The organism is Nocardia testacea NBRC 100365 (assembly GCF_000308775.1).
GTDB lineage: Bacteria > Actinomycetota > Actinomycetes > Mycobacteriales > Mycobacteriaceae > Nocardia > Nocardia testacea.
This window is the reverse complement of record NZ_BAGJ01000273.1, coordinates 28,874-53,419: the sequence shown is the minus strand read 5'-3', so window position 1 is coordinate 53,419 and position 24,546 is coordinate 28,874. Positions and strand designations below refer to the sequence as shown.

The 24,546-nt window shown below is 69.9% G+C and carries 24 protein-coding genes and 1 pseudogene; 15 read left to right on the top strand and 10 right to left on the bottom strand.

Annotation, left to right across the window (positions count from 1 at the left end):
* Window positions 1-27: 27 nt before the first annotated feature.
* Entirely contained in the window at window positions 28-849 is an 822-nt protein-coding gene (locus ON38_RS32400) for a helix-turn-helix domain-containing protein (protein WP_051165565.1), read from the top strand.
* A 216-nt stretch (window positions 850-1,065) separates the two neighbouring features.
* On the opposite strand, the pseudogene ON38_RS37830 reads toward ON38_RS32400, so the two are convergent.
* Window positions 1,066-1,257, bottom strand: a pseudogene (locus ON38_RS37830) (winged helix-turn-helix transcriptional regulator); the annotation flags it as partial.
* Window positions 1,258-1,361: 104 nt separating this feature from the next.
* Here ON38_RS37830 and ON38_RS32390 point away from each other — a divergent pair.
* Window positions 1,362-1,550: an alpha/beta fold hydrolase gene (locus ON38_RS32390; protein ID WP_039829088.1), complete on the top strand. Its 189-nt coding sequence runs from the start codon at window positions 1,362-1,364 to the stop codon at window positions 1,548-1,550.
* A gap of 161 nt (window positions 1,551-1,711) precedes the next feature.
* Here the strand turns inward: ON38_RS32390 and ON38_RS32385 are convergent, their stop codons facing one another.
* Window positions 1,712-2,110 (bottom strand): MerR family transcriptional regulator, encoded by a 399-nt coding sequence (locus ON38_RS32385; protein WP_039829086.1) that lies wholly within the window; start codon window positions 2,108-2,110, stop codon window positions 1,712-1,714.
* A 275-nt stretch (window positions 2,111-2,385) separates the two neighbouring features.
* Between ON38_RS32385 and ON38_RS32380 the strand changes: the two genes are divergently transcribed.
* The 4 genes from ON38_RS32380 to ON38_RS32365 all read left to right on the top strand — a co-directional run bounded on the left by ON38_RS32380 (window position 2,386) and on the right by ON38_RS32365 (window position 6,189).
* Window positions 2,386-2,961, top strand: coding sequence for a TerD family protein (locus ON38_RS32380; protein ID WP_039829084.1), 576 nt, complete (start codon window positions 2,386-2,388; stop codon window positions 2,959-2,961).
* Between the two features lie 146 nt (window positions 2,962-3,107).
* Window positions 3,108-4,472, top strand: coding sequence for a hemolysin family protein (locus tag ON38_RS32375; protein WP_039829082.1), 1,365 nt, complete (start codon window positions 3,108-3,110; stop codon window positions 4,470-4,472).
* Window positions 4,465-5,643, top strand: a complete 1,179-nt coding sequence (locus tag ON38_RS32370; protein WP_083873283.1) for a hemolysin family protein — start codon at window positions 4,465-4,467, stop codon at window positions 5,641-5,643. Before ON38_RS32375 ends, ON38_RS32370 begins: the two co-directional genes overlap by 8 nt.
* Before the next feature lie 72 nt (window positions 5,644-5,715).
* Window positions 5,716-6,189, top strand: coding sequence for an RDD family protein (locus tag ON38_RS32365; protein ID WP_039829080.1), 474 nt, complete (start codon window positions 5,716-5,718; stop codon window positions 6,187-6,189).
* A gap of 443 nt (window positions 6,190-6,632) precedes the next feature.
* Here ON38_RS32365 and ON38_RS32360 read toward each other — a convergent pair whose 3' ends face one another.
* Complete coding sequence (locus ON38_RS32360) at window positions 6,633-7,004, bottom strand: YybH family protein (RefSeq protein WP_039829079.1); 372 nt, start codon at window positions 7,002-7,004, stop codon at window positions 6,633-6,635.
* Window positions 7,005-7,104: 100 nt separating this feature from the next.
* Here ON38_RS32360 and ON38_RS32355 point away from each other — a divergent pair, with 100 nt between their 5' ends.
* From ON38_RS32355 to ON38_RS32345, 3 genes are all read left to right on the top strand, one after another.
* Window positions 7,105-8,016 carry a LysR family transcriptional regulator gene (locus tag ON38_RS32355; RefSeq protein ID WP_039829077.1) on the top strand — a complete coding sequence of 304 codons (912 nt, stop codon included), beginning with the start codon at window positions 7,105-7,107 and terminating at the stop codon, window positions 8,014-8,016.
* 213 nt (window positions 8,017-8,229) lie between these two features.
* Window positions 8,230-9,153, top strand: coding sequence for a universal stress protein (locus ON38_RS32350; protein ID WP_039829076.1), 924 nt, complete (start codon window positions 8,230-8,232; stop codon window positions 9,151-9,153).
* A gap of 204 nt (window positions 9,154-9,357) precedes the next feature.
* Window positions 9,358-9,825, top strand: a complete 468-nt coding sequence (locus ON38_RS32345; RefSeq protein ID WP_039829075.1) for a DUF4760 domain-containing protein — start codon at window positions 9,358-9,360, stop codon at window positions 9,823-9,825.
* 34 nt (window positions 9,826-9,859) lie between these two features.
* Here the strand turns inward: ON38_RS32345 and ON38_RS32340 are convergent, their stop codons facing one another.
* Complete coding sequence (locus ON38_RS32340; RefSeq protein ID WP_083873297.1) at window positions 9,860-11,107, bottom strand: Glu/Leu/Phe/Val dehydrogenase dimerization domain-containing protein; 1,248 nt, start codon at window positions 11,105-11,107, stop codon at window positions 9,860-9,862.
* A gap of 220 nt (window positions 11,108-11,327) precedes the next feature.
* On the opposite strand from ON38_RS32340, the gene ON38_RS32335 reads away from it, so the two are divergent.
* From ON38_RS32335 to ON38_RS32325, 3 genes are all read left to right on the top strand, one after another.
* On the top strand, window positions 11,328-12,326 hold the full coding sequence (locus tag ON38_RS32335) for a LysR family transcriptional regulator (RefSeq protein WP_051165564.1): 999 nt from the start codon (window positions 11,328-11,330) through the stop codon (window positions 12,324-12,326).
* A gap of 105 nt (window positions 12,327-12,431) precedes the next feature.
* Entirely contained in the window at window positions 12,432-13,529 is a 1,098-nt protein-coding gene (locus tag ON38_RS32330; RefSeq protein WP_039829072.1) for a WD40/YVTN/BNR-like repeat-containing protein, read from the top strand.
* 4 nt (window positions 13,530-13,533) lie between these two features.
* On the top strand, window positions 13,534-13,806 hold the full coding sequence (locus ON38_RS32325; protein ID WP_039829071.1) for a ubiquitin-like small modifier protein 1: 273 nt from the start codon (window positions 13,534-13,536) through the stop codon (window positions 13,804-13,806).
* Window positions 13,807-13,825: 19 nt separating this feature from the next.
* On the opposite strand, the gene mug is transcribed toward ON38_RS32325, so the two are convergent.
* The 4 genes from mug to ON38_RS32305 all read right to left on the bottom strand — a co-directional run bounded on the left by mug (window position 13,826) and on the right by ON38_RS32305 (window position 16,678).
* A complete protein-coding gene (mug, locus tag ON38_RS32320) occupies window positions 13,826-14,413 on the bottom strand; it encodes a G/U mismatch-specific DNA glycosylase (protein WP_039829070.1) in 588 nt (195 codons plus the stop codon).
* 98 nt (window positions 14,414-14,511) lie between these two features.
* The gene (locus ON38_RS32315) at window positions 14,512-15,093 is read right to left on the bottom strand and encodes a carboxymuconolactone decarboxylase family protein (protein ID WP_039829069.1); all 582 of its coding nucleotides are present in this window, start codon (window positions 15,091-15,093) and stop codon (window positions 14,512-14,514) included.
* Entirely contained in the window at window positions 15,093-15,416 is a 324-nt protein-coding gene (locus ON38_RS32310; RefSeq protein WP_051165562.1) for a carboxymuconolactone decarboxylase family protein, read from the bottom strand. The genes ON38_RS32315 and ON38_RS32310 overlap by 1 nt, the downstream gene beginning before the upstream one ends.
* Before the next feature lie 149 nt (window positions 15,417-15,565).
* On the bottom strand, window positions 15,566-16,678 hold the full coding sequence (locus ON38_RS32305) for a serine hydrolase domain-containing protein (RefSeq protein WP_039829068.1): 1,113 nt from the start codon (window positions 16,676-16,678) through the stop codon (window positions 15,566-15,568).
* A gap of 472 nt (window positions 16,679-17,150) precedes the next feature.
* Between ON38_RS32305 and ON38_RS32300 the strand changes: the two genes are divergently transcribed.
* Window positions 17,151-17,501, top strand: coding sequence for a hypothetical protein (locus ON38_RS32300; RefSeq protein WP_039829067.1), 351 nt, complete (start codon window positions 17,151-17,153; stop codon window positions 17,499-17,501).
* A gap of 37 nt (window positions 17,502-17,538) precedes the next feature.
* Here the strand turns inward: ON38_RS32300 and car are convergent, their stop codons facing one another.
* Entirely contained in the window at window positions 17,539-21,057 is a 3,519-nt protein-coding gene (gene car / locus ON38_RS32295; protein ID WP_039829215.1) for a carboxylic acid reductase, read from the bottom strand.
* A 102-nt stretch (window positions 21,058-21,159) separates the two neighbouring features.
* On the opposite strand from car, the gene ON38_RS32290 reads away from it, so the two are divergent.
* Window positions 21,160-21,774 carry a TetR/AcrR family transcriptional regulator gene (locus ON38_RS32290; RefSeq protein ID WP_157182034.1) on the top strand — a complete coding sequence of 205 codons (615 nt, stop codon included), beginning with the start codon at window positions 21,160-21,162 and terminating at the stop codon, window positions 21,772-21,774.
* Window positions 21,775-21,801: 27 nt separating this feature from the next.
* Here ON38_RS32290 and ON38_RS32285 read toward each other — a convergent pair whose 3' ends face one another.
* Window positions 21,802-22,815 (bottom strand): hypothetical protein, encoded by a 1,014-nt coding sequence (locus ON38_RS32285; protein ID WP_039829064.1) that lies wholly within the window; start codon window positions 22,813-22,815, stop codon window positions 21,802-21,804.
* Between the two features lie 363 nt (window positions 22,816-23,178).
* Here ON38_RS32285 and ON38_RS32280 point away from each other — a divergent pair, with 363 nt between their 5' ends.
* Entirely contained in the window at window positions 23,179-24,429 is a 1,251-nt protein-coding gene (locus ON38_RS32280) for an MFS transporter (RefSeq protein WP_039829062.1), read from the top strand.
* Window positions 24,430-24,546: the final 117 nt, after the last annotated feature.

Genomic DNA, 24,546 nt, shown 5'->3' with positions numbered 1-24,546 from the left:
GCTCCGTGACCTGCATACACTCGAGGAGTGACCCTCTCGCCGGCTCAGCTGCCGTCCGTGACCACCGATCTCACCGAGACCACGACGCCGGCCCCACCGGCCCTGCGTCCGTGGCTCACCGAACTCGGCCGTATCCCGGCGAACCGCGTCGCCGTACCCTTCGCCCATATTCCGTGGGCCGCCACCATGATCGTGCTGCGCACCACGCAGGATCACGGCTCGCGGGACCCGCTCGTCCTCGGCCCACGCACCCGGGCGTCCTACGCCGCCGCGGACAAACCTCTCGGTTGTCTGCGGCTACGGCTCGCGCCGGGCGCCACCGGGCCGGTGCTCGGGGTCGGCGCCGGCGACCTCACCGACCGGGTCGTCCGCCTCGCCGAGCTACCGGGCCCGGTAGCCGGACTCGCCACCGAAATGGCCGAGCTGCGCTACGACGAGTTGCTGCCCTACCTGGAAGAGCGACTACCGCAACGTATCCGGGAGAGCCCGACGCAGCGGTTGCATCGGACGCTGCTCCGCAACGCCGTCGACACGGTATCCGCGGAGCCTTCCGGCGGTACGGTCCCCGCGCTGGCCGGCGCTCTCGCCGTGAGCGAACGACAGCTGCGCAACCTCTTCTCCACCGGAATCGGCGTGTCCCCGAAGCACTACACACGGATCGACCGGGTCCGCAGGGTGCTCGCCGGGGCCGGTACCACGTCGTGGTCGCAGCTGGCTGCCGGCGCCGGCTATTACGACCATTCGCATATGTCCGCCGAATTCCGTTCTCTCATGGGCGTTTCCCCGAGCTCGTTCCTGGACGGGACCCGGCTTCCGGTACAGCGCTGCCGGCCGTCGGGATTCGGCTGACCAGTACCGGTGCAGTGGGTCCGTCGGCGCGCCTCGCGTGTGCGCGTATGTGGCGCACGGCGTCACCGGTGGCCCTGCATATCCGTTCCCGTTCGGCCCGCGCCCCTCCGCCGCCGGACTCACCGGTCCCCCGCCTGCCGCACGGTGGGCGCCGATCTCCGGCATATGTGTTTCGGCCCAGTCGCGCATCACCGCGAGGACGAGTTCCAGGGACTGCCCGAGCTCGGTCAGGCCGTAGTGGACCTGTGGCGGCACAGTTGTTTCGACGTGCCGGGTGACGAGCCCGTCGGCGACGAGCCCCTGCAGTGTCTGCGACAGCATTTTCTGTGAGACGCCGGGCATCCGCCGGCGCAGCGCGGCGAAACGGACCGTATGCGGACTGTCCTCGGCCAGCACCTCGACCACCATCGAGACCCATTTCGTCCCCAGGCGGTCCAGCAACTGCCGGGTCGGGCAGTCCGGCGCGAACAGATCGCCGCGCCGGGCGGTCACCCCGGGGTGCAGGAGGCGAGATGCGGGTGGGCACACCACCGCGAGGGCTGCGGATCACAGCGAATTCCGTGGAACTGGCCGTCACGGTCGCCGGCTCCGGTCCGGCGCTCGTATTGCTCCACGGCCGGCCGCACACCCGGCGCATCTGGGACCGGGTGATTCCGGAGCTGGCACGGGCCCATCGGGTCATCGCGCCGGACCTGCGCTGACGGCGGCGGGGCCGCTCGCCGATCTCCTGCCGCGCCGCCCGCGCGGCGCAGCGGTCCCGATGGTCTCCTGAGATCCATCTCGTCGATCGCGCACACGGTTTCGGCGGCTTCTTCGAACAGCTTCTCGGCCTCGGGCGCTCACATAGCACCACCGGACCGATTCACAGGACCGGAATGTCGGGCGGCAGCTGCAGCGCCACGGTGATCAGCGAGTGGATGCGGGCACTGATCACCGTCAGCAGGCCGTGGATCTCGGCCGGAGCGGTTTCGGCGGCGGCGTGCAGGAGTTTCAGATCGTCGTCGATTCGGTCCAGCACGTGCCCGATATCGCCGGGGCCGGCCGTAAGGGCGGTGGCGATCTCCTCCAGCGGCAGGCCCTGGGCCTCGAGCCGGCGGATGAGGTGGACCCGGTCGATATCGGCGGCGTCGTAGAGCCGGTAGTTACCGGTCGTGCGTTCGGCCGGAATCAGCAGGCCGAGACCGGTGTAATAGTCGATGGTGCGCGCGCTGACCTCGGCGCGGGCAGCGAACTCACCGATCCTGAGCAGCGACTCGGGCACGGGCACCTCCTTCTGCCACCGACAACCATACAGTGGTGCGTGCTAGTGTCGGATGTATGTCCGCACGAGGGACTCGGCAAATCCGCAGCGTCACCGGCACCGCACGGCCGGTGGGCCGGATATCCTGCGCGTGCTGAGCCCGCGCCCGGTGTCCGTGCCGAGCGACTTTGCGCACGTATCCGTGCCGGTCGGCGAATGCCGGAGGATACGCCAAGTCCTCGCCGCAGCCGCGGCGCCGGACAATCGATGACGTCTCGAGAATCAGGAGAAGCCGAATGAGTGTCAGTCTCGCCAAGGGCGGAAATGTCTCACTGTCGAAGCAGGCGCCGAACCTGACCGCGGTGGCGGTCGGTCTGGGCTGGGACGTGCGGTCGACCACGGGTGCCGATTTCGATCTGGACGCGAGCGCCATCGCCACGGGCCCGGAGCAGAAAGTGGTGTCCGACCAGCATTTCGTGTTCTACAACAATCTGCGTTCCCCCGAAGGCAGCATCGAGCACACCGGCGACAACCTCACCGGTGAAGGCGAGGGCGACGACGAGGTGATCCACGTCGATCTGGCGGCGACCCCGCCGGCGATCACCAATATCTTCTTCCCCGTGTCCATCCACGAGGCCGATGCCCGGCAGCAATCATTCGGCCAGGTGCGCAACGCGTTCATCCGAGTGGTGGACCGGTCCAACGGGACGGAACTGGCGCGCTACGACCTGTCCGAGGACGCCTCCACCGAAACCGCGATGGTGTTCGGCGAGTTGTACCGCCACGGCGCCGAGTGGAAGTTCCGTGCCATCGGACAGGGCTACGCGTCCGGACTCGCCGGGATCGCCCGCGACTACGGCGTGAACGTCTGACGCGAACATCCGGCGACCCGAGCCCGCGGTTCCCCCATCACCGTCCCTGAGCAGAGAGAGTTCATGAAACGCGCATCGCGCAAGAATCGGCACCCCGGCGCGCGCCGGGACGAGGAACCTCCCCGACATCGAAGCGGGGCACGACAGTGCTGACCGCGCTGAACATCGCCCTCGGCATCGGGGTCGTGCTGCTCATCACGGCGGCGACGGGTTATTTCGTCGCCCAGGAATTCGCGTTCATGGCCGTGGACCGGTCCCGCTTGAAGGCCGGTGCCGCGGCGGGCGATCGGGCCGCCGTCCGCGCGCTGCGGGTCACCCGGCGCACCTCGTTCATGCTTTCCGGCGCCCAGCTCGGGATCACGGTGACGGGGCTGCTGGTCGGCTATGTCGCCGAACCACTCATCGGCCGGGGTCTCGCCGATCTGCTCGGTGGTGCCGGAGTACCGGCCGCCGTCGGGATCGGAATCGGGGCGGTGCTGGCCATCGCGTTCTCCACCCTGGTACAGATGCTGTTCGGGGAACTGGTACCGAAGAACCTCGCCATTGCCCGGCCCGAGCCGGTCGCCCGCCGGCTCGCGGCCTCGACGGCGGTGTACCTGAAAGTGTTCGGGTGGCTGATCCGGCTCTTCGACCAGTCGTCGAACCTGCTGCTGCGCGCCCTGCGCATCGAGCCGGTGCACGATGTGGAGCATTCGGCCACCCCCCGCGATCTCGAGCACATCGTCGCGGCGTCCCGGGATTCCGGGGAGCTGCCCGCCGAATTGTCCACGCTGCTCGACCGCATCCTCGACTTCCCGACCAGCACCGCCGAGCACGCCATGATCCCCCGTGCGCGGGTCGACACCGTGCACATCGATGATCCGGTGGGTGAGGTGCTCACCCGGATGCGAGCAGGCCATACGCGCTACCCCGTGATCGGAGATTCCAGCGACGACCTGCGCGGGGTGATCCATCTGCACGATCTTCTCGCCGGCGCTCCCACCGGCACCGCACAGACCCGGTTGCGCCCCGCGGTCCTGGTCCCGGCCTCGCTCCCGCTCCCCGAGCTGGTGGACCGGCTCGGTGCCGCCAGGGAGGAGATGGCGCTCGTCGTCGACGAATACGGCGGTTTCGCCGGGATCGTCACCGTCGAGGACATCGCCGAAGAACTCGTCGGCGAAATCGCCGATGAACACGATCCCGGCACCGTCGGCGATATCGTCGTGGAGGGCGAGGGCTGGCTGGTACGCGGCGACGTCCACCTCGACGAGGTCGAACGTCTCCTCGCCTCCGCCTTGCCCGGCGGCGATCACGAAACCCTGGCCGGTCTGCTGATCAGCGCCTCCGGCGGGTTACCGGAAGTCGGCGACGAGGTGCGCATTCCCCTGCCGGCCGAGCCGGCCGACTACCTCAGCGACCCGCCGCGGCCGGCCCGCACGCTGGTCGCCGAGGTGCGCCGGGTCGACAAGCACGTGCCCGCGTCGGTGTTCGTCATCGTGCGGCCCGAGCCGGAGGCCACCGGTGATGAGTAACCCCTGGGTCGTCGTGGCGGTGACGGTGGGGTTGATCGCAGCGAGCGCGTTCTTCGTCGCGGTCGAGTTCGCGCTCATCGCCGCCCGGCGGCACCGGCTCGAGGACGCCGCGGCCGAGAGCGGCGCCGCGCGCGCGGCGCTGCGCAGTTCCGCGGAGCTGTCGGTGCTGCTGGCCGGCTCGCAGCTCGGCATCACCGTGTGCACGCTGGCGCTGGGCGCGATCACCAAACCCGCGGTGCACCACTGGCTGACGCCGCTGTTCGAAGGTTTGGGCGCGCCGGTCTGGGTCGCCGATGTCATCGGATTCGTCCTCGCGCTCATCGTGGTGACGTTCCTGCACCTGGTCGTCGGTGAGATGGCACCCAAATCGTGGGCGATCGCCCATCCGGAGAAGTCGGCCACCATTCTGGCCGTCCCCATGCGGATCTTCATGTGGTTCACCCGCCCGCTGCTCACCGCGCTCAACAGCACCGCCAACCGGTGCCTGCGCGTGGTAGGGGTGACACCGGTGGACGAGGTCGAGGCCGGACAGGACCCCGCCGCGCTGCGCCACCTCGTCGAACACTCCGCGACCGTGGGCACCCTCGACGAGCGATACCACGGCAATCTCATCAGTGCGCTGGAACTGGAGCAGCTCACCGTCGCCGATATCCTCCGGCCCGGCGCCCGCCCCAGCGCGGTCGGCCCGGACGCCGGCCCGGAGACCATCCAGGCGATCTCGCGCGAGTCCGGGCATCTGCGGCTGCTGGTTCGCGAGGGCGCCCGGATCGACGGGGTCCTGCACGTCCGCGACAGCCTGCAGGCGCAAGCGGGCACCACCGCGCAGCGGCTGATGCGTCCGGTCCTGGTCCTGACCACCGCGACGAAGGTGTACGAGGCGCTGCGCACCATGCGCGAAACCCGCAGTCACCTCGCCGTCGTCACCACCGCCGGCCACGCCGACGACCCGGTCGGCCTGATCACGCTCACCGATGTGCTGCAGCGTCTGCTGCCCCGGTCGGCCACGGAATCGCCGCACAGCACACCGTCGCGGTATATGGACAGCCGACCGGGAGCACCCGGGACGGCAGCCGGCGAGACGGATGGCGAAAGACACCGCGACCGGACTCGGGATGGCAACGGCCCCAACCACACCGCGCACGACCACACCGAGCGCCACGACGAAATATGAGATCGTGGAACCGCCCCCGGACGGGCCCCGCGCCCACACCGCCGGGGGCGGTCGCTATCGAGGAGGAACACGATGACCACCGGAGCATACGACCCCCGATTCACCGCGGCCGCGGGGATCACCCCGGGCGGCCTGGGCAAACGCGCCGCGGCCCGTTTCATCGACTGGATCGTCGCGGCGATCATCGGTGCGATCTTCTTCTGGTTGCTGGACAAAACCGTGCACACCCCCGGCTGGGTTTCCATCCTGCCCGGCGCCGGTTTCGCCTTCCTGTACTTCCTCGGGTTCGAGGTGAGCTCGGGTTCCACCCCCGGTAAGAAGCTGCTCGGCCTGCACGTCAACGGTTCCGGCGGCGCGGCCAAACCCAGTGTCAAGGAATCCGCCCTGCGCAACGCCTATATGCTGCTCAACCTGGTGCCGTGCATCGGCGGCGTCCTCTGGTTCTTCGCCGCACTCGGTATCGCCGTCACGGTCGGTTCCAGCTCGACCAAACAGGGCTGGCACGACCGATTCGCGGACGGGACCCAGGTGGTCGAGACGTCCTAGCGCCGGCCCCGACCGGACGCGGGGCGTCCCGGATCATCCGGGGCGCCTCGCGTAGGTTTCTGTCTCGTCGGCACCGGCCGCCACCAACAGGGCACCGGTCCGGTGGGGCGAACTCCCCGGCGGGATACGTGCCGGACCTCCTCGGCGGCACCGCCGTACCGGCTGCTGTACTCGACGACCAGTTCGCCGAGCCACGGCGCGGCGAGCGGATCGTCCTGTGCGACAGCGCAGACGCGGCGCACCGGTCAGGCCCCCGGTTCGGGCAGTGCGGGCGGGTCGATCCGCGACTGCGCGTGTTGGGATGTCGACGAGCGTTGTCGCCCTTCATGTTCGGCGCGAGGACACGGTGCGCCCGCACGGGGCCGCAGCGGACCCGAGCGGGCGATGCTTCCGCACCGTCCTCGCGGGTCCGGTCCCGACGGGGTGGAAACCCGCGTCCGGGTTCAGGGGGTCGGTGCGATGAACTCCGGCTGGTCGAGTACTCGCAGCCAGCTGCCGTCGGGCTGGCGCCGGACCACTTGCGCCCGCGCACCGGTACCGTCCTTCGGCGGCGTCGAGGTGAGGGCGAGATCGCCGCTGATGCTGATCAGCGTCGGCAGCGGTTCTTCCGGTTCGAACCGGGGCCCGGCGGCCAGCACCTTCTCCCACAGTGCGCGGATCGCCGCCCGCCCGACGGTTCGGCTGCCGGGTGGGTAGGCCAGGACGGCGTCCTCTTCGTAGAGTGCGGCGACTCCTTCCGCGTCACCGGCATTGGAGCGTTCGACGAACAGGCGTGTGATGTCTTCGGGCCGCAGCGCCTTCTCGTATTCGGGCATTGTTTTCCTCCTGTGGTTTCGGATTCGACTCGTTTCAGCCTGGCCGGATAGAAACCAGAAGTCCAACAGCTGGTTCTTATGAAAGCTAGAATCAACAGTTATGGAACTGAGGCAGTTGGAGTACTTCGTCGCGGTCGCGGAGGAACAGAACTTCACCCGGGCGGCACAGCGGGTGCACATCAGCCAGTCCGGCGTCAGCGCCCAGATCCGCGCACTGGAAAAAGAACTCGGTGCCGAATTGTTCGACCGGTCGGCGCGCACCGCCACTCTGACCGTCGCGGGAAAAGCCGCGCTCGAACACGCCCGGACCGCCCTCGAGGCCGCCGAAGCGGTCGGCCAGGCGGTCGGTGAGGTCACCGATCTGATCCGGGGCAGACTCACCGTGGGAATGGTCGTCGGCTGCACCGTCACACCACTGTTCGACGCCCTCGCCGATTTTCACCGCGCCCACCCCGGTGTCGAGATCTCCCTGCTCGAGGACAATTCCGACCGGCTCGCCGAGGCCGTACGGACCGGTGCGCTGGATGTGGCTCTCATCGGGACGGCGACCGCCGAACCCGACGGGCTGAAAGCGCTGACTCTCATCCGCGAACAACTCGTCGCGGCGGTTCCCCGCGGACATGCGCTCGCGGCGCGGCGGCGGGTCACCCTTGCGGAGCTGTGCGCCCACCCGCTCGTGTGCATGCCCTCCGGCACCGGTGTACGCACCGTGCTCGACCGCGCCTGCGAGACACAGGACCTCCGCCCGGTGGTCGCGCTCGAGGCCGGCGCCGCCGACGCCATCGCCGATCTCGCCGCTCGCGGACTCGCGGTCGCCGTCCTCAGCGATTCCATGGCCGCGGCCCACCGCGACCGGCTCGTCCCGCTGACCCTCGAAGGCGTCGATACCGCCGCGTACCTCGCCCTGATCTGGAAACACTCCGTACGCCCCGCGGTGCGGGAACTACTCGTGCACAGCCGGCGGGCGTTCCATCGGGCCGGGCTCGGCGAGGGCCACAACGGCCCCCGATAGCGGTATCACTTCGGTCTTCCCCGGTCGTGAGAGCCGATGCGCCGGGCGCACGACCCGGACGAACGACCACCGGGCCGCGTGTCGACCCACCGGGCCTGCCGTGCCGACTCCTATCCTGGGCTCGACGGAGCGGCACGAATGGTCGTCGCGCACGTCGAGGACACGCAGCGCCAGGCGGGAGATCGGCAACCTCGGGACGAAAGGCGGAGTGCGATGCACGCGAATTCCGCGGCGAGCCATATCGTGGTGGGTATCGATGGATCCGACACCGCGCTGGCGGCCGCCAAATGGGCCACGAGATTCGCCGACAAGCTCGCCCTACCCCTCCATCTGGTGCACTCCTCCCCCGCGCCGGGCCCGATGCCCGAGGTCGCGCTCGATCCCGCCGAACTGGCCGAACGACACCGGCTCTTCCGCGCCGAACTCCTCGCCACGACCGAATCCGCGTTACGGGACTGGGCGCCCGGTGTCGAACTGACCTCCATCGCGGAGACCGAGGCGCCCGCCACGGCCCTGCTGCGAGCCGCCGAAGGCGCCGCGTTGATCGTCCTGGGCGCCACCGGCGCCGGGATGGTGGAACGCTGGCTGCTGGGGTCGACGGCGCTGCGGGTGGTCGGCAGCGCGCGATGCCCGGTGGCGGTGTGGCGCGGGGACACCGCGCATATCGCGCCCGGTGACGATCGCCCGATCGTGGTGGGCGTCGACGGGAGCCCGCTGTCGGCCGGGGCGACCCGGCTGGCCTTCGAATGGGCGCGGCTCTTCTCGGTCCCGGTCACCGCGGTACGGGTGTGGTCCGACAGCACCGCGGTCGGCGACGCCGTTCCCACCGCGCTGCAACTCCTGGGCCCGACGGCGATGGTGATCGACTGGGAACGGATCGCCCGTTCCGAGGCGCAGACCCTGTCGACCGTCATCGCGCCGTACCGGACGGACTTCCCCGACGTGGAAGTGGAGGAGCGGTCGCGGCGCGGATCGGCGGCACGCGAATTGCTGCGCGCGCTCGACGATGCGCAATTGGCGATCGTGGGCAGTAAGGGCCGGGGGCGATTCCGCGGGGCCCTGATGGGATCCACCAGTCAAAACCTCCTGCACCGCGCCGACCGGCCGATCGTCGTCTACCGCGACACCGATAGCTGAGCACCGCGGCCCGGTCCGTCACGCGGGCACCGGAAACGCTCCCGTGCCGCGCCCGGTCGGCGGACCGGACCGGTCTCGGATCCGAGATGTCTTGCGCGCGACGGTGGTTGACGGTCCGCCGACCGGCGGCCGGGGCACCGCGGACCGGCAACGGATCGGTTACGCTCGAGGCGGTTCTGCCGTCGGTGATATGAGGTGTGCCGGATGGATTCGTCTGCGGTCGCGGCGGCGGCCGGAGTAGCGACAGCGCTCATCGCTCTGATCGCCGCGGTGCTGGTCGTATGGCAGGTGGTCGAGATGCGAAAGACCACCTACGCCAGTGCGTTCAAAGCCGTCTACGACATGCTCCAGGACGAATCGCTGCGCCAGGACCGCCGATTCGTCATGCGTCACCTGCGATTCCAGGAGTTCGCCTCGTGGTCGGAGGAGGATATCCAGCGCGCCGAACGAGTCTGTCACAGCTACGACTGCGTGGGCATCATGTGCCGGAGCGGGTTCATACCATCGGATGTCGTGGCCGACTCCTGGGGCGATTCGCTGCGAACCTGCTGGAATGTGCTGCGGCCCCTCGTGGAGAAATACCGTGCGGATCGCAACGCACCGGAACTGTGGGACGACTTCCAGTGGCTCGCCCGGCGAGCCGTCGAGCTACGGGTACCCGTCGGCCGCTGACGGTGCAGCGGCCGACGGGCCGGGGCCTCCGGGATCAGGGGACGACAACCGGGCCGGTGAGCGGCGGCGGGTCGTCGGCCCAGCGGTGACCGGTCTCGCGCGGGGTCACGCCCTGTTCGGCCCACGCCGCCAGCAGCAAGGCGACCTTGCTGTGCATGATGGTGCGGAGCCGGTCGAACGAGTTCTCCGGCGTATCGTCGACCTCGCCGAGCAGCAGCCACCACGCCCAGGCCACGGCGCCGGCGTTCGCGACGAAGTCCGGCAGTACCGGGACTCCGCGGGCGGCGAGCATCGCCTCCGCCTCCGGGGTGGTGGCCGCGTTCGCGGCTTCGACGACGATCCGGGCCCGGACATCGTAGGAGTTGTCCGGCGTGATCGCGTAGGAGATCGCGGCCGGGACCAGGATGTCGACCTCGGCGGCCAGGATCGTGGTCCGTGGCAGCTGCTCGATGCCCGCCGGCAACCGGGAGCGGTCGATCTCGCCGTACCCATTGCGCAGGGCCAGCAGCGCCGGGATGTCCAGCCCGTCGGCGCAGTGCAGGGTCCCGGCCGCGTCGGCCACGGTGGTGACCTTCATCCCGGCCTCGTGCAGGTAGTAGGCCGCCGCCCCGCCCATGGTGCCCACCCCCTGGATCGCGACCGTGGTCTCGGCGGGCACCTGGCCCCACCAGACCGCGGCGGCGAGGCAGGCGTGCGCGACACCGTAGCCGCCGATCACATCGCCCAGCAGGAACCCGCCCTCGACCGCCGCGTTCAAACCGCGGCGGACCCGCTCGAGGGTCGCAGCGGGGTCGGCGGCCCGGCGGATCGCGGCGTGATAACTCTGACCCAGGCCGAGCTTTTCGAAGACCTCGTCGATCAGATGCTGTGGGACCCCCAGGTCCTCGGCGGTCACCCAGTGTGAATCGATCCACGGACGCATGGCCTCGCAGAATCGCTCCAATACTTCGACAGCACGCGGATCCTTGGGGTCGAAATCGATCCCGCCCTTGGCTCCGCCGATCGGCAGATCGAATGTCGCGGTCTTGTTGGCCATGCCCCGGGCCAGATCCTCGACCTCGCTCACCGTGCAGCCGGCCCGCATCCGGGTGCCGCCGGTGGCCAGCCCACCGCGCAGTGTGTGCACCACGAGATAACCGACCGCGCCCGTCTGCGAGTCCGTCCACTGCAGGCGCATATACGGCTCGGAACGACGGACCGCGGGGGTGAGGGCCACTGCCGCCGGTACGGCCGGTACTGTCTGCGCTGTAATCTGCGCGGCGCCCCCCGCCGGGTCCTGCATCGTCGTCACGACGAACCACCTCCTCTTCGTGTTCGTGCCGGATACACCATCACCCACGGAGAAGCGCCGGGCGCGCGTAATCCCCTGTCCGGACCACGTCGTCCCGGCCGATGGCTCGATTCCGGTGTCACCAGCCTGCATTCGCGATCGCACATTCGTCTATTTACGGTTCGTTCACGGCGGTGTTCAGGGATGCTGCACAACGCTTAGGCTCGAAACCATGGACCTGTCGCTGGCCCGTCTGCGAATGTTGCGCGAGTTGCATCGGCGCGGCACGGTCACCGCGGCCGCGACCGCACTGCACTACACCGCGTCGGCGGTATCCCAGCAGCTCGCCCAATTGGAGCGCGATGTCGGCACCCGCCTGTTCGAGCGGCGGGGACGCCGACTGCAACTCACCGATCTCGGGGTGCTGCTGGCCGAGCACGCCGAAGAGATCCTCGCGTCGGTCGAGCGGGCGACCCAGGCCCTCGAGGACGCAGGCGAGACGATGACGGCGAAACTCACCGCCGGGGTGTGGGCGTCGGTCGCCTCCGGTCTGCTGCCCGACGCGCTCAGTGCCCTCGCGCGGACCCATCCGGGAATCTCGGTACGGACGCGGGAACTCGTGCCGGAGGCCACCGCCGCCGCGGTGCGCGACGGGGCACTGGATCTGTCGTTCGTTCTCGAGTACTCCAACTATCCGATGACCTGGGACAGCGGCCTGGAGCGTGCCGTCATCGCGGTCGAACGGATCTACGTCGCGGTCCCGCCCGGGGCCGTACCGGCGGCCAGCGTGACCCTGGCCGAGCTGGCCGAGCATCCGTGGATCCTCGCGCCGGCCCGCTCGCATTTCGGGCACGCGGCGCGGCTGGCGTTCCAATCCGTCGGGCTCGAACCACGGATCGATCACGAGGTGGAGGAGCAGGCGACGGCCATGGCGATGGTGGCGGCCGGGCTCGGTGTGACGCTGGTATCGGATCTCGGCCTGGCCCTGCGCCCGCCGGGGGTGGATATCGTCGCCCTGGGCGATGTGCTCACCCGGACGGTATCGCTGGCCTTCCGTACCAATACGGCCCGGCGGGCCGCACTGCTGCTCGTCGTCGACGCGGTCCGCGCGACCGCCGCGGAGAAGGGCCTGGGCGCCGAATCCGCGCTGCCCACCCCGGCCGATGCGGAACCGTTCCCGGCCCGGCCGGCCACTGTGCGGACCACCGATCGGCGCCCGGAACAGAACTGATCGGCCCCGCCGCGCGACTCGCCCGTCCGCGATCCGGTGAATCCGGTCACACCCACGGGGTAGGCTCGCACGCGTCGGCGTGGCGGTGACACCTGGAGGTCGGCCATGGAGGTTCTGCTCGGAATCGGGACGCGCAAGGGTTTGTTCCTGGCGCGCAGCACCGACGGCCGGTCGAGCTGGGAGGTGAGCCCGCCCCGATTCGCCGTGGCCGATGTGAAAGCGCTGGCCATCGATACCCGGCGGCCGACGCCGCGCGTCCTCGCCGGAGTACTGGACAGCCATTTCGGCCCGACCATGGTGACCAGCGACGATCTCGGCCGGACATGGAGCGAACCGGACGCCGCGCCGCTGGCCTTCCCGCCGGATACCGGAGCGGCGCTGCGGGGCGTATGGCAGATCGCGCCCGCGACCGCGGCCGAGCCGGACGTGGTGTACGCGGGCGCCGAACCGTCGGCGCTGTTCCGCTCCGCCGATGCCGGGCGGACCTTCGAACTGATCCGTGGCCTGTGGGACCACCCGCACCGCCCCGAATGGATGCCGGGTGGCGGCGGGCTGGCATTGCACACGATCATTGCGCATCCGGTGGACGCGGCGCGCATCACGGTCGCCATGTCGACCGGCGGTGTCTACCAGACCGCCGACGGCGGCAACTCCTGGAAGCCCACCAACAAAGGGGTCACCGCCGATTTCATGCCCGGTGAACTACCGGAGTGGGGGCAGTGCGTGCACAAGGTCGCCATGGACGCCGGTACCCCGAGCACGATGTATCTGCAGAACCACGGCGGGGTCTTCCGCACCACCGACGACGGGACGAGCTGGCAGCCGATCGACGGCGGGTTACCGGCCTCGAATTTCGGATTCCCGATCGTCGCGCACCCGCGGCGCCCCGGAATGATTTATACATTCCCGCTGGTGGCCGATATGGAGCGATTCCGCTTCCCGCCGAACGCCGAATGCGCCGTCTACCGCAGTACCGACGGCGGCGAGACCTGGTCGGCGCAGACCGACGGGCTGCCGCGGGAACCGTTCTGGGCGGCGGTCATGCGCGATGCCATGTGCGCCGACGACGCCGACCCGGCCGGGATCTATTTCGGTACCCGCAACGGCGAGGTCTACTGCAGTGCCGACGAGGGCGAGCACTGGGAACTGGTCGTCGACAAATTGCCGGATGTCCTGTGTGTGCGCGCCCGAGTGGTCGGATAGGGCCGTGGCACAGGTGCGCTTACCGTCCGCATTGCGGGCCTACGTCGGTGGCGACAAGGAACTGGCCGTCGACGGCGCGACGCTGCGCGGCGTGCTGGATGCGCTGCGCGAGCGGTCGCCCGCACTGGAGCGCCGCCTCCGCGACGAGAGCGGCGAACTTCGCCGCTATGTGAACTTCTACGTCGACGGCGACGAATGCCGGACACTACGGGGCCTGGACACACCCCTGCACGCCGGCACCGAGGTCATGATCATTCCGTCGGTCGCCGGTGGTTGATCGCCGCGACCGCGCCACCTCACTCGGCAGCGTGCCCGGGCGCGGCCCTCGACTCCGATTCCCTTCTCAGCGCACGGAATTCGTCGGCCAGTGCGTCCAGGGTGTAGTGGGCGTTGAGGCCGCTGGGGTTGGGAAGTACCCAGATCTCGGTGTCGCCGATCGTCTCGGCCTGGCGCCCGACGGTGGTCCGCGGGCGGCCGAACGCGGTGCGGTAGGCGCCCAGGCCCAGCACCGCGAGGATTCGTGGCCGGTTACGCAGCACCCGGTCGGCGAGTGCGACGCCACCGTCGCGCAGTTCCTGCTTCGTCAGCTCGTCGGCCTTCGCGCTCGTGCGGGTGACCACATTGGTGATCCCCAGCCCCAGCGCCGGCAGTTCGTCCTGTTCATCGGGGCGGAACAGGCGCGGCGTGAAACCCGATCGGAACAGCGCGGGCCAGAAACGGTTTCCCGGCCGGGCGAAATGATGGCCGGTCGCACCCGACCACAGTCCGGGGTTGATCCCGCAGAACAGCACCCGCAGATCCGGCGCCAGCACATCGGGGATCGTCTTCCCGGCCGCGGCCGCCAGGTCGGCCGGTGTGGGACGGTACTCAGCGGAACGGGCCATCCGCCCAGTCTGCCAGCGGGTGTGGAACATCCGGACCGGACGGTCGCGGGCGGCTTCGCGCCGCCGGACGGAACACCGGCACCGCGCCGTGACGACCGCTAGCGGTAACCGCGCTTCAGCAAGTACTTCGCCCCTGCCTCGAAGCCGGCCGGGTTCAGCACCTCGAACCCGAACGCGTCGGCGAGCCGGTCGGTGGTGTCGAAGGCGGCGCAGACCGCCAATGCGTCCGCGATCCGGTCGCGCGAGACCCCCGCGGACAGCACCGCACGCATATCCGCGGCGCTCACCGCCCCTTCCCTGGTCAATGTGCCCAGCATGCGCAGGGTGGCGCGGAGCCCGTCGTCGATCGGGGCTGTATCGAGGTCGGTGAGCACTTCGCGTACCTTCGCGGGGTCGCGATAGGCCCGGCCGGCGGTCGCGGTATGCGCGGCGATGCAGAATGCCGACCCGTTGACCTGCGAGACGTAGGCCGCCATCAGTTCTCGGTCCGCGACCGACCACGCCGAGGGCCCGCGCATCGCCGCCTGGGTGAACTTCTTCGCGGCGGTCCCGTAGAAGGCGGGCCGGTAGAAGGTCAGTTTGGCGGCATCGGGCGGGGGGTGTCCGGAGAGCATCCGGATGAGCGTGAACAGCAACTCGGTTCGCCGGCGGTAACCGTGGTCGAGGATATCGAGTCGCATTACTCGGCCGCACCGGCGTCGGCGGCGGCCAGCGCGGCCGGCCCGGCCGCGTAGAGCCGGGCCGAGCGACCGACCGCGGCGCATATCACCAGCTCGAAGAGCTGGTCCTCGGTGAAACCCGCGGCCTTCGCCGAACCGAAATCCGCATCGGTGATCCGGCCGGGACAGGTGACGACCTTGTCGATCAAGGTGTCCACCGGCGGTGGCAGGCCGGCGCGGGCGAAGGCTCGTGCCCGCTGTTCGGGGGATGCGCGCCCCGCGCCGGTCAGGACGCTGTTCACCAGCGCACGATGTGCTGTCTGCTTCTCGTCCCTGTCGGTCACAGCGCTCTCCGGCTCCTTCCGGTTCGGCTCGCCCTCATACAACCATGCCGGGACACCGTCCGGCAGCGATCCACGCCGCGCCGCGGCAGCACGCCGGGCCCGGCGGCAGCGCACCCCCCGTCACCCGCGCAGCCGCCGGCCCTCGCGCCTCACATCACGAGCCGGTAGAAGGCCGCCAGCGCGCCGTCGATGGGATGCGGCTGCGGCCTGCCCTGCTCGTCGAGCCGATTCCAGCGCTGCAAATTGATCGCGGCCGAGAATTGCCGAGCGCTGTCGGCGCGGACCATCGATATCGCTCCGGCGCCCCAGACCGAGCCGTCGTGACCCCAGAACGTCCCGTGCCCGGGCATCTCGATGCGATGCAGTCCCAGGCCGTACTCGATCGTTTTCCCTTCGAAGGAGATGACCGGGACGGTACGTTGCATCTGCGCCAGCGACGAGGGCGCCACGATCTCACCGGCGAGCAGGAGGCCGAAGAACTGGTTCAGGTCGGCGACCGTCGAGATCAGCGAAGCCGCCGGGCCCACCCACGACATGTCGAAAACGCTGAAATCGCGAGGCGGCTCGAGCATGCCGAACCACGCTTCGTAGCTCCGCGAATGCGGCCCGTCGATCCGGGTGCTCTCCGGGAGTTCGGTATCGCGCAGTCCGGCTTTCTCGATGACATTGCCGGTGATGTATTTCTCCGCGGTCGTGCCGGTGACCAGTTCCAGGAGCCGGCACAGGAGCAGGTAGTTGGTGTTGGAGTAGATGCCCGGAGTGCCCCCGGGCGTCCCCACCGCGGGGGCGGAGACCCCCAGTTCTATCAGTTCGAGCGGGTCGAAACGTCTGTGCCGGTTCTCGTCCAGGCTGTCGGGCCGCGTATCGGCCACCGCGGGGAAGGCGGCGAGAGACGGGTAGGCGTACGGCAGATATTCGGCCAACCCGCTGGTGTGGTTGATCAGCATCCGGACCGTCACGGCATCGCCGCGGGCGCCGGGGACCAGCTTCGGCAGGTAGTGACCGATCGAAGTGTCCAAGCCGATCTGCCCGTTCTCCACCTGCTGCAATACTGCCGCCGCGGTGAAGGTCTTGGTGATACTGCCGACACGGTGGCGCATATCCGCCGTGACCGGCCGGCCGGTCTCGATATCTGCGACCCCGGCGGCACCGCGCCACCTCCGCTCACCGTCACGCACCTCGGCGAATACGCCGGGGACCCCCGCGCGGTGAATATCGTCCAAGGCAGCCTGCAACCGGGCGGGCTCGGGTGGGTTCGTCACGACGGGTGTCCTCTCATCAGCAGCTGTGTGCGGGTCGATCCGGGCGGCTCGCGGTGTCCCGGTCGGCCACCACTATCCGCCGCGAGGCCCGGCCGAGTATCGGAAAAATGTTCCCGGCGACCGCCGGGCACCCGCGGTTCCGGCAGCGATATCGGGGCGCGGTGGGGCGGCTGGAAGCCGTGCCCGCAGCACTTGCCCGGATCGGCCGCCCGATCCGGGCAGTTGTCCCAGGTCACCGCATGGCCGAGGCTTGCAGAAGGTGCTGCCGCTGGTTCCCGGCCATGGTTCGATCACCGGGCGTGGAACCCACGGCAGCATCCGATCATCCGGGCCGCCGGAAACCGGGCGGAGGCAGCGAGCGGTTGCCTTCGACCTGGTCAGAGCGCGATCATCGATAGGAGCGACCCGGCGGGGCCGGTCCAGTCGGCCGCCGGCGATTCGGCAGTTATCGACCATGAGAGGACTGTGTCCCATGCCTTCCCGGAACAACACGAACAGCCCCGGGCAATCGTCCCCCGCCATCGCGGCGCCCCCGGCCGGCCGCCCCCGCGGCCGCGGCGCACCCGCGGCCCGGGTGACCCTGCCCCATCTCAGCGCCCAGGTCGCGATCCCCGGCCCGGGCATCGATGTGAAGGCCGGGCCGGTCGAGCTGTCCCTCCCGACCCGCTATCTCTATTACGGCGGACTCGGCGCCCTCACCGTCGCCGGCGCGGTCGAATTGCCCCTCGCCGGCGCGCTGGCGGTCGCGGGCCTGATCGTCGATCGGATGCGGCGGCCCCACGCCACCGAGCCCGGGCCGGTGGGTACCGGCGCGGCGGCCTAGTCGCACCGGCCGGGCTCCGACCTCGCGGCCGGCGGATTCACAGCAGTCCGAGCCGCTCCAGATCGGTGGTGTACTTGACGATGATGTCCGGGGTCACATGCGGAATGTCTTTCTCGGCACCGATTTCCGCGTGCCGGACCGCATCCCGGAACCGTTCGGTCGGCGCGATGGACCCGCGGACCGCCTGCTGCGGTTTGCGGTAGTTGTCCAGCAACGGCAGCAGGGAGTATCGGCGCTGCCGGTCCGGTAGCGCCCGGACCGCGGTCTCCATGCGCTGCAACCAGTCGTCGTAGCCGGAGATCCGCTCGATGGGGTGGCCCGCATCGATCAGCCAGTCGACGTAGGTGTCCAGCGAGATCCCGTCGTCGTACGGGTTCATCACGTGATAGGTCCGGAAACCGGACCCGGGCCGGGCCCCGAGCGTGGCGACCGCCTCGGCGATGAAACCGACCGAGAGCCCATCGTAGTGGGCGCGCGGCCGCCGGCCCTCGGCATCGAGTTCGTAGAAGGAGCCCGGCGCCGTCCCGGTGGCCTCCACGCTCAGGACCAATCGGGTGAACATATCGGGCAGATTGAGCTGACCGGAGTATTCGGTATCGGCGAGGATCATATCGCAGCGGAACACCGCGATCGGCAGACCGCAGAGGTCGGCGGCCTCCCGGAGCAGGACCTCACCGGCCCACTTACTGTTCGAGTATCCGTTGGCGTAACCGCCGTCGATCGCTCGCCGCGGGCTGATCACCCGGATATCGGCGTCCTCGGTGAACGCCGCCCGATCGATCTGATCGCTCACCCCGATGGTCGAGATATAGGTGTAGGGCTTCTGCCTGGTGGTCAGCGCGAGGCGGATCAACTCTGCCGTGCCCACCACATTGGGACCGAACAGCTCCCGGTAGGGCAGCATGTGATTGACCAGCGCGGCCGGATCCACGATCACGTCGACCGTATCCGCCAGCCGCTCCCACACGGCCCGGGTCGTGCCGAGCCGAGGCGCGCTCTTGTCCCCGGCGATCACCTCGAGATGACCGGCGGCCGACTCCCGGTAGCGGGCGGACAGCGCCGGATCGCCGGTCTCGAACACCTCGTCCAGCCGGGCCCGGGCGGCCGCGTCGTCCGGCGCCCGGACCGGGCAGATCAGCGTCCCACCGGAGTGGTTCAGCCGACGCAGCCATTCGAGCACCAGATAACGGCCGAGGAACCCGGTGGCACCGGTCAGCAGGACGGTTCGCGCCGGCGCACTCGGCTCCGGAAGCCCGGGCGCGGCCGCGAGCGTTCCGGCGTCGATGAACTGGTCCAGGGTCAGATCGCGCGCATACACCTCGGTGGCACCCGCACCGTGTACCGAGGCGAAGGTCGGCCGGTGACCGCCGCGCCGCTGCCCGTCGATGTAATCGGCGAGAGCGCGCAGGTCGGTGGCCGGTCCGATGATCGTTCCCACCGGCACCTCGATATCGAAGATCTCCCGCAGCAGTTGCGCGAAGGTCAGGGCCGACAGCGAATCACCGCCGAGTTCGGTGAAATGCGCGTCCGGACGCAGATCACCGGTGGCCGAGCCCAGGAGCGCACCGGCCGCGCGGACCACTGTGTCCACCGTCGGCCGGTCGCCGCTGCGGTGCAGTGCGCGCAATTCCTCGGCCTCGGCCGCGGCCAGATCGGCGTAGAGCTGCTCCAGCCGGGGCCCGTAGCGCTGCTTCAGCGCCGGCCGGGCGAGTTTGCCGATTCCGGTGAGCAGCCCGTTCTCCGGGGTGAACGGCCGGGTCTCGACGAGCAGGTCGCGCGGGATCTCATAGGACTGCAGACCGGCCGTTTTCGCGACCTGGCGCAATGATTCGGCGAGCAGCGGCCGCAGTGCCTCGATATCGCCGCGGGTCTGTTCGATCGCTTCCGCCGTCGGCACGACCACCGCCAGCGGGTAGGAGCGGGTGCTGTTGCCGTAGACGTAGACCTGCCGGACCAGGGGGCTTTCGGCGAGTGCCGCCTCCACCGTGGACACCGCCACGAACTCGCCCTGGGAGAGCTTCAGCACGAAACCGCGCCGCTCGAGATACACGAGTTCGTCGGTGCCGACCTCGGCGAAGATATCGCCGGTGTGGTACGCGCCGTCGGCGTCGAACACCTCGGCGGTGGCGTCTGGACGCTTGTAGTAGCCGGGGATCAGCGCTTCCGAGCGGATCACCAGTTCGCCGCGCGGATACGGCCGGTCGGTGTGGAAGTAACCCAGCTCTGGGACGTCGACGAGCTCGTAGTCGAGCACCGGCGGCCGGCGTATCCGGCCGTCGACCGCGATACTCCCGGCCTCGGTGGAGCCGTAACCGTCGACGAGGTGGAAGCCGAGCAGCGTTTCGACCCAGGTTCGCAGCTCCCGCGAGATGGGCGCCGAACCCGTCGTCGCCGCGAGGAAGCGGCCCCCGAGCAGTTTCTCCCGGAGCTCGGTGCGAACCTCTTCCTCCACCGTCGCCGGGTCGGCGCCGGCGGCGGTACGACGCTGGACTTCGCCACGGAACCGCTGGTAGAGCATTTCCCAGATACGGGGCACGAATACGAGCTGAGTGGGCCGGACCAGCGCGAGATCGTCCAGCAGGGTCGAGAGGTCACTGCGGGCGGCGAAGAAAACGGTGCCGCCGCGGGCCAGCGTCATGTACAGGATCGCGCGGCCCATGATGTGGCTCATCGGCATGAAGCCGAGCGCGATGGCCGGCTCGGTGGCGGGCTGGCCCCACCGTTCGCTGGTCGCGGCACGCCATTGATCGGCCACCAGGCGCTCGGTGATCATGGCACCCTTCGGCGCGCCGGTACTTCCGGAGGTGTAGATCAGCAGGGCCGGCGGGTCGGTTTCGGCGGGCGGCGGCACCGGTGGCGGCGCCAGTGTGGCGCCGTGGGCGATGACCTCGGACAAATCGTCGACACGTACCGGACTGCCCGCGGCGGACAGCCGCGCCACCACGGCTTCGAAAGCCGCCCGCTGGTCATCGGCCTGCGGGTGATAGTCGAACACGATGAGCCGGGCCGCGCCGGGGCCCGTGCGTACCAGGTCGACGGCCACGTCCAGGTGGTCGATACTCGCGGCGAGCACGGTGGGCTCGGTCTCGGCGACGACGGACCGCAACTGGGTGACCGGCGCGCTGGTCTGCAGCGGCACCGCCACCGCCCCCAGCCGTACCAGCGCCAGATCGACGAGCGTGTAGTCGACGCTGGAGAACCCCAGGACACAGACCCGGTCGCCGGGCCGCACGGGATCACCGGACAGCGCCGCGGCGAGCGCGCCGGCCCGGTCCCAGACTTCGCCGTAGGTCAGGGTGTCGAATCGGGGCAGTAGTGCCACCGAGGTACGCCCGGTCTGCGGATCGGTGACGAATTCGATCGCGCGCTGACCGACCGCGGGCCGCCGCGCGTATCCCTGCATCACGGTTTCGGCGACCTCGACCGGCCGCGCGCCCTGTTTCTCCGCTCGCGCCGTAACGGCCGGGTCGGGCCGGGCCGCGGCGAACTGCCGATCGGTGCGGTACAACTCCGCGATGCGGTGTTCCAGAGGGGATTCGCGTGTATCGATCGACATCGGACTCACCTTCGAACTCTCGTAGGTGGCACTCGCGAGTGTCATTTGACACTCTCAAGTGTCGGAGCGACACTGTGGCGCGTCAAGGAGAGAGCGGGAAACGTGACCGGTAGCACTGACCAGCACAGTTCGGTGCAACTGAAGAGGGTGCGGGTAACGACCGACGCCATCCTCGCCGCCGCGCAGCGGGCGATGTACGAACACGGGCTCGATATCACCGTCGAGGAGATCGCCGCCCACGCCGAAGTCGGGCGCCGCACCGTTTTCCGCCATTTCGCCACCCGGGAGAAGCTGATCCGGGACGCCCTCGCGGCCGGTTACGCCGACTTCTTCGATTCCCTCCCGCAGTACGACGGGTCCGAGTGGGAGAACTGGCTGGCCGAACTGACCCGTCGCGTGCACCGGCAGGCCGCCGCGGCCGGCCGGATCATCTGGCATCTGCGCACGCGGCGGCTGCCGCCGCTGCTGGCCGCCGCCCACGACGAGAATCTGCGCGCACTGCACGAGCTGTTCACCACGATCACCGGCACTCTCTGGTCGGCGGCGGGCGGCACGGGCTCCCCGCCGGATCAGCTGCGACGTACGGTCGCCGCGCATCTGAGCCCGCTGTTCACCCAGGCCGTCCTGCTCGACGCCGAAGGCGACCCCGACTTCGCGGCCGATATCGCGACCAGCGCCGTCACCGCCACGCTGTACCGGCTGCGCGACGAACGGTGAGCCGGGCCGAGCACCGCGACGGGAGGTTCAGCCGATCCCGGCCACCGGGTCGATCGCGAGCGCGAGCGTGTCCTTGACCATCGCCAGTCCCGCGCCGAGCGGACTCGACCGCCCCCCGGACACCGTGATGTCGCCGGCGTCGCCGCAGCGGAACTGGACCGCCTTCTCGGGGCCGGTCAGGACACCGAAGGGCACGGCCGTCCGGGAGAACTCCCGCAGCGCGACGACGACCCGGCCGGGATCATCGGCCCGGGCCGACCCGATATGCCGCAGCACCGCTCCACGCGCGTGGGCGGCGACGGCCCGGGTGGCGGTGCCGTCGGTGATCGGTTCCGCCTCGACCCGGCACGCCGCCACATCCCACCCCCAGAGAAGACCGGACAGCAGGCGCAGTTTGGTGGCGGCGTCGGCGCCGGACAGGTCCGCCGTGGCGTCCGCCTCCGCGATCCCGCGGTCGCGGGCCAGCGCGAGTGCGGCGGCCGGGGCCAGGCCCTCGCCGAGCCGATCGAGAACGAAACCGGCCGTGCCGTTCACGCAGCCGCGTACCTCCGCCACCTCGAAACCGCGCAGCCCTGCGCGGGCGAGATCACCGGCGGGCAGCGCCGCGCCCGTGGCACCGGAGATCCGGACGCCTCGTCCATATTCGGTGGCCACCGAGTGCAATCGCGACCATCCGCACAGCAGCGGGGATTTGGTCGCCGTCACGAGATGCGCCCCGGCGGCGAGTGCGGCGAGTCCCTCGGCGAGCGCTTCCGCGGCGCCGTCCGGGTGTGACGGGACGGCCTGCGCGACGACAGCGGGAGCGGTGTCCGCCAGTAATTCCTCGATCGATGTGCGGGCCGGCCAGCGGTTCCGATCGGGGGGCACGCCGCCGTCGGGTGTGCGGACCTGACCGTCGCGGCCGCGGATCGCGACGACGTACGGGTCCACCAGGTACCGGCCGCGGAATTCGGCGCGGCGGGCACGGAGCACGGCGGCGTAGTTCCGCGCGACGGGTCCGTAGCCGAGCAGCACGATCGGCAGCGGAATCGGGCCCTTCATCCGGGGAGCCTCCAGTTCGGTCGAGCTCGGCCGGCCCCTGCACAGCGGGGCGCGTTCCGCATACCGTAGTACCTACCGCGTCGGCGCCCTCCGGGTGAACGCACCGCTCGAACCGACGTCCGCGCCCGAAAATTTTTTCCGATCTCCGTGACCGGCGTCACCAAGCCTGTGACCTGCGTCTCCGCCGTTTCCGGCCGGCCAGATAAGCCGTTCGGAGCATGCCGGGATCACTATCACGCATTGACGTCTTAGTGCTAAGCGATTACACATGCCTTGGCGCCGAGCCGTCTCGGCGGAGATGAGCGCCCGACCACAAACTTATCGATCATGCGCCCAGCGCCGACTATTGCCGAGGACGCCACCATGAGCGGACACCCCGCCGCCGTAACCCCGGGCACCGTCACCCGCCCCGACCGGGTCGTGCTCGCCCTGACCTTCGTCGCTGTCGTGCTCGACGGTTACGACACCATCGCCCTGGGTCTGTCGATCCCCGCGCTCTCCGCGGACTGGGGTGTCGCCGCGTCGCGTTTCACCCCGGCGCTCTCGATCACCAGCCTCGGCGTCGCACTCGGGTATATCGCGGTCGGCCGGCTGGTCGCCCGTTTCGGGAGCAGGCGCGTCATCCTGGCCGCCGTGCTCGTGTTCACCGCGGGATCGCTGCTCACCGCGGCCGCGACATCCCTCTGGGAGCTGACCGCCCTACGCCTGGTCACCGGGCTCGGTCTCGGTGCGGTGCTTCCCGCGGCCGTCGCGCACGCGACCGCCCTCAACCCGGCCCGCTTACGTCAATCCATCGCGGTGTTCGTCACCATGGGGATCTCCCTGGGTTCCCTGATCGCGGGCCTGGTCGGCACCGAACTCGTGAGCAGTTACGGCTGGCAGTCGGTGTTCGTCGCCGGTGCGCTCGCCTCCGCCCTGCTGTTCCCCCTGCTGTGGCTGGGGCTGCCCGACGAAACGACGGTCATCGGCACGATCGAACCGGCGGCCGCCAGGCACGGCGCCTCGGTGGCCCGGCTCTTCGACCCCGGCGTCCGCCTCCGCACCGTTCTGCTGTGGGGCTTCTCGTTCCTCACCTTCTCGGTGTTCTACATCTTCTCGTCGTGGCTGCCCACCCTGCTCACCGGCTACGGGTTCAGCAAGGGCCTGGCCCCGCTGGGTTCGGCGGCACTGGGGGTCGGCAGCATCATCGGCGCCGCGGTACTCATGCTGGGCGCGCTGCGCCTGCGCATGACCTCGGTACTGGCGGGCACCACCGTCGCGGCCGTGATCTTCCTGGTCGTTTCCGGCTTCCTCGGCGCGGACAAGGCGCTGCTGCTCATCGTGTTCGCCGGGGTCGGCCTCGGGCTGCAGGCCGGCATGATCGGACAGGCCGCGCTGGCGATCTCGCTCTACCCCGACCGCACCGCCGCCACGGGAGTCGGCTGGGCGTCGTCCCTGGGACGGCTCGGTTCGGTACTGGGGCCGATCCTCGGGGGTGCGCTCATCGCGCTGGGCGCGTCGACCGCCACGATCGTGCTCCTCGCCTGCATTCCGGTGGTCGCGGCCCTGGCCCTGGTCATGGCGCTGGACCGGATCACCGTGGCCCGCGCGGACCGGGCTCTGGCGGCGCACTGATCGCGGTCCCCGGCCGGGGATCCGCGTACCGACCACTCCCGCGGCCCGACAAGCGCGCGGGCGGCCGCTCCCGCAGACCGGCGGTCGGGCAGTGCACGATAGTGCGGACCCGGCCGA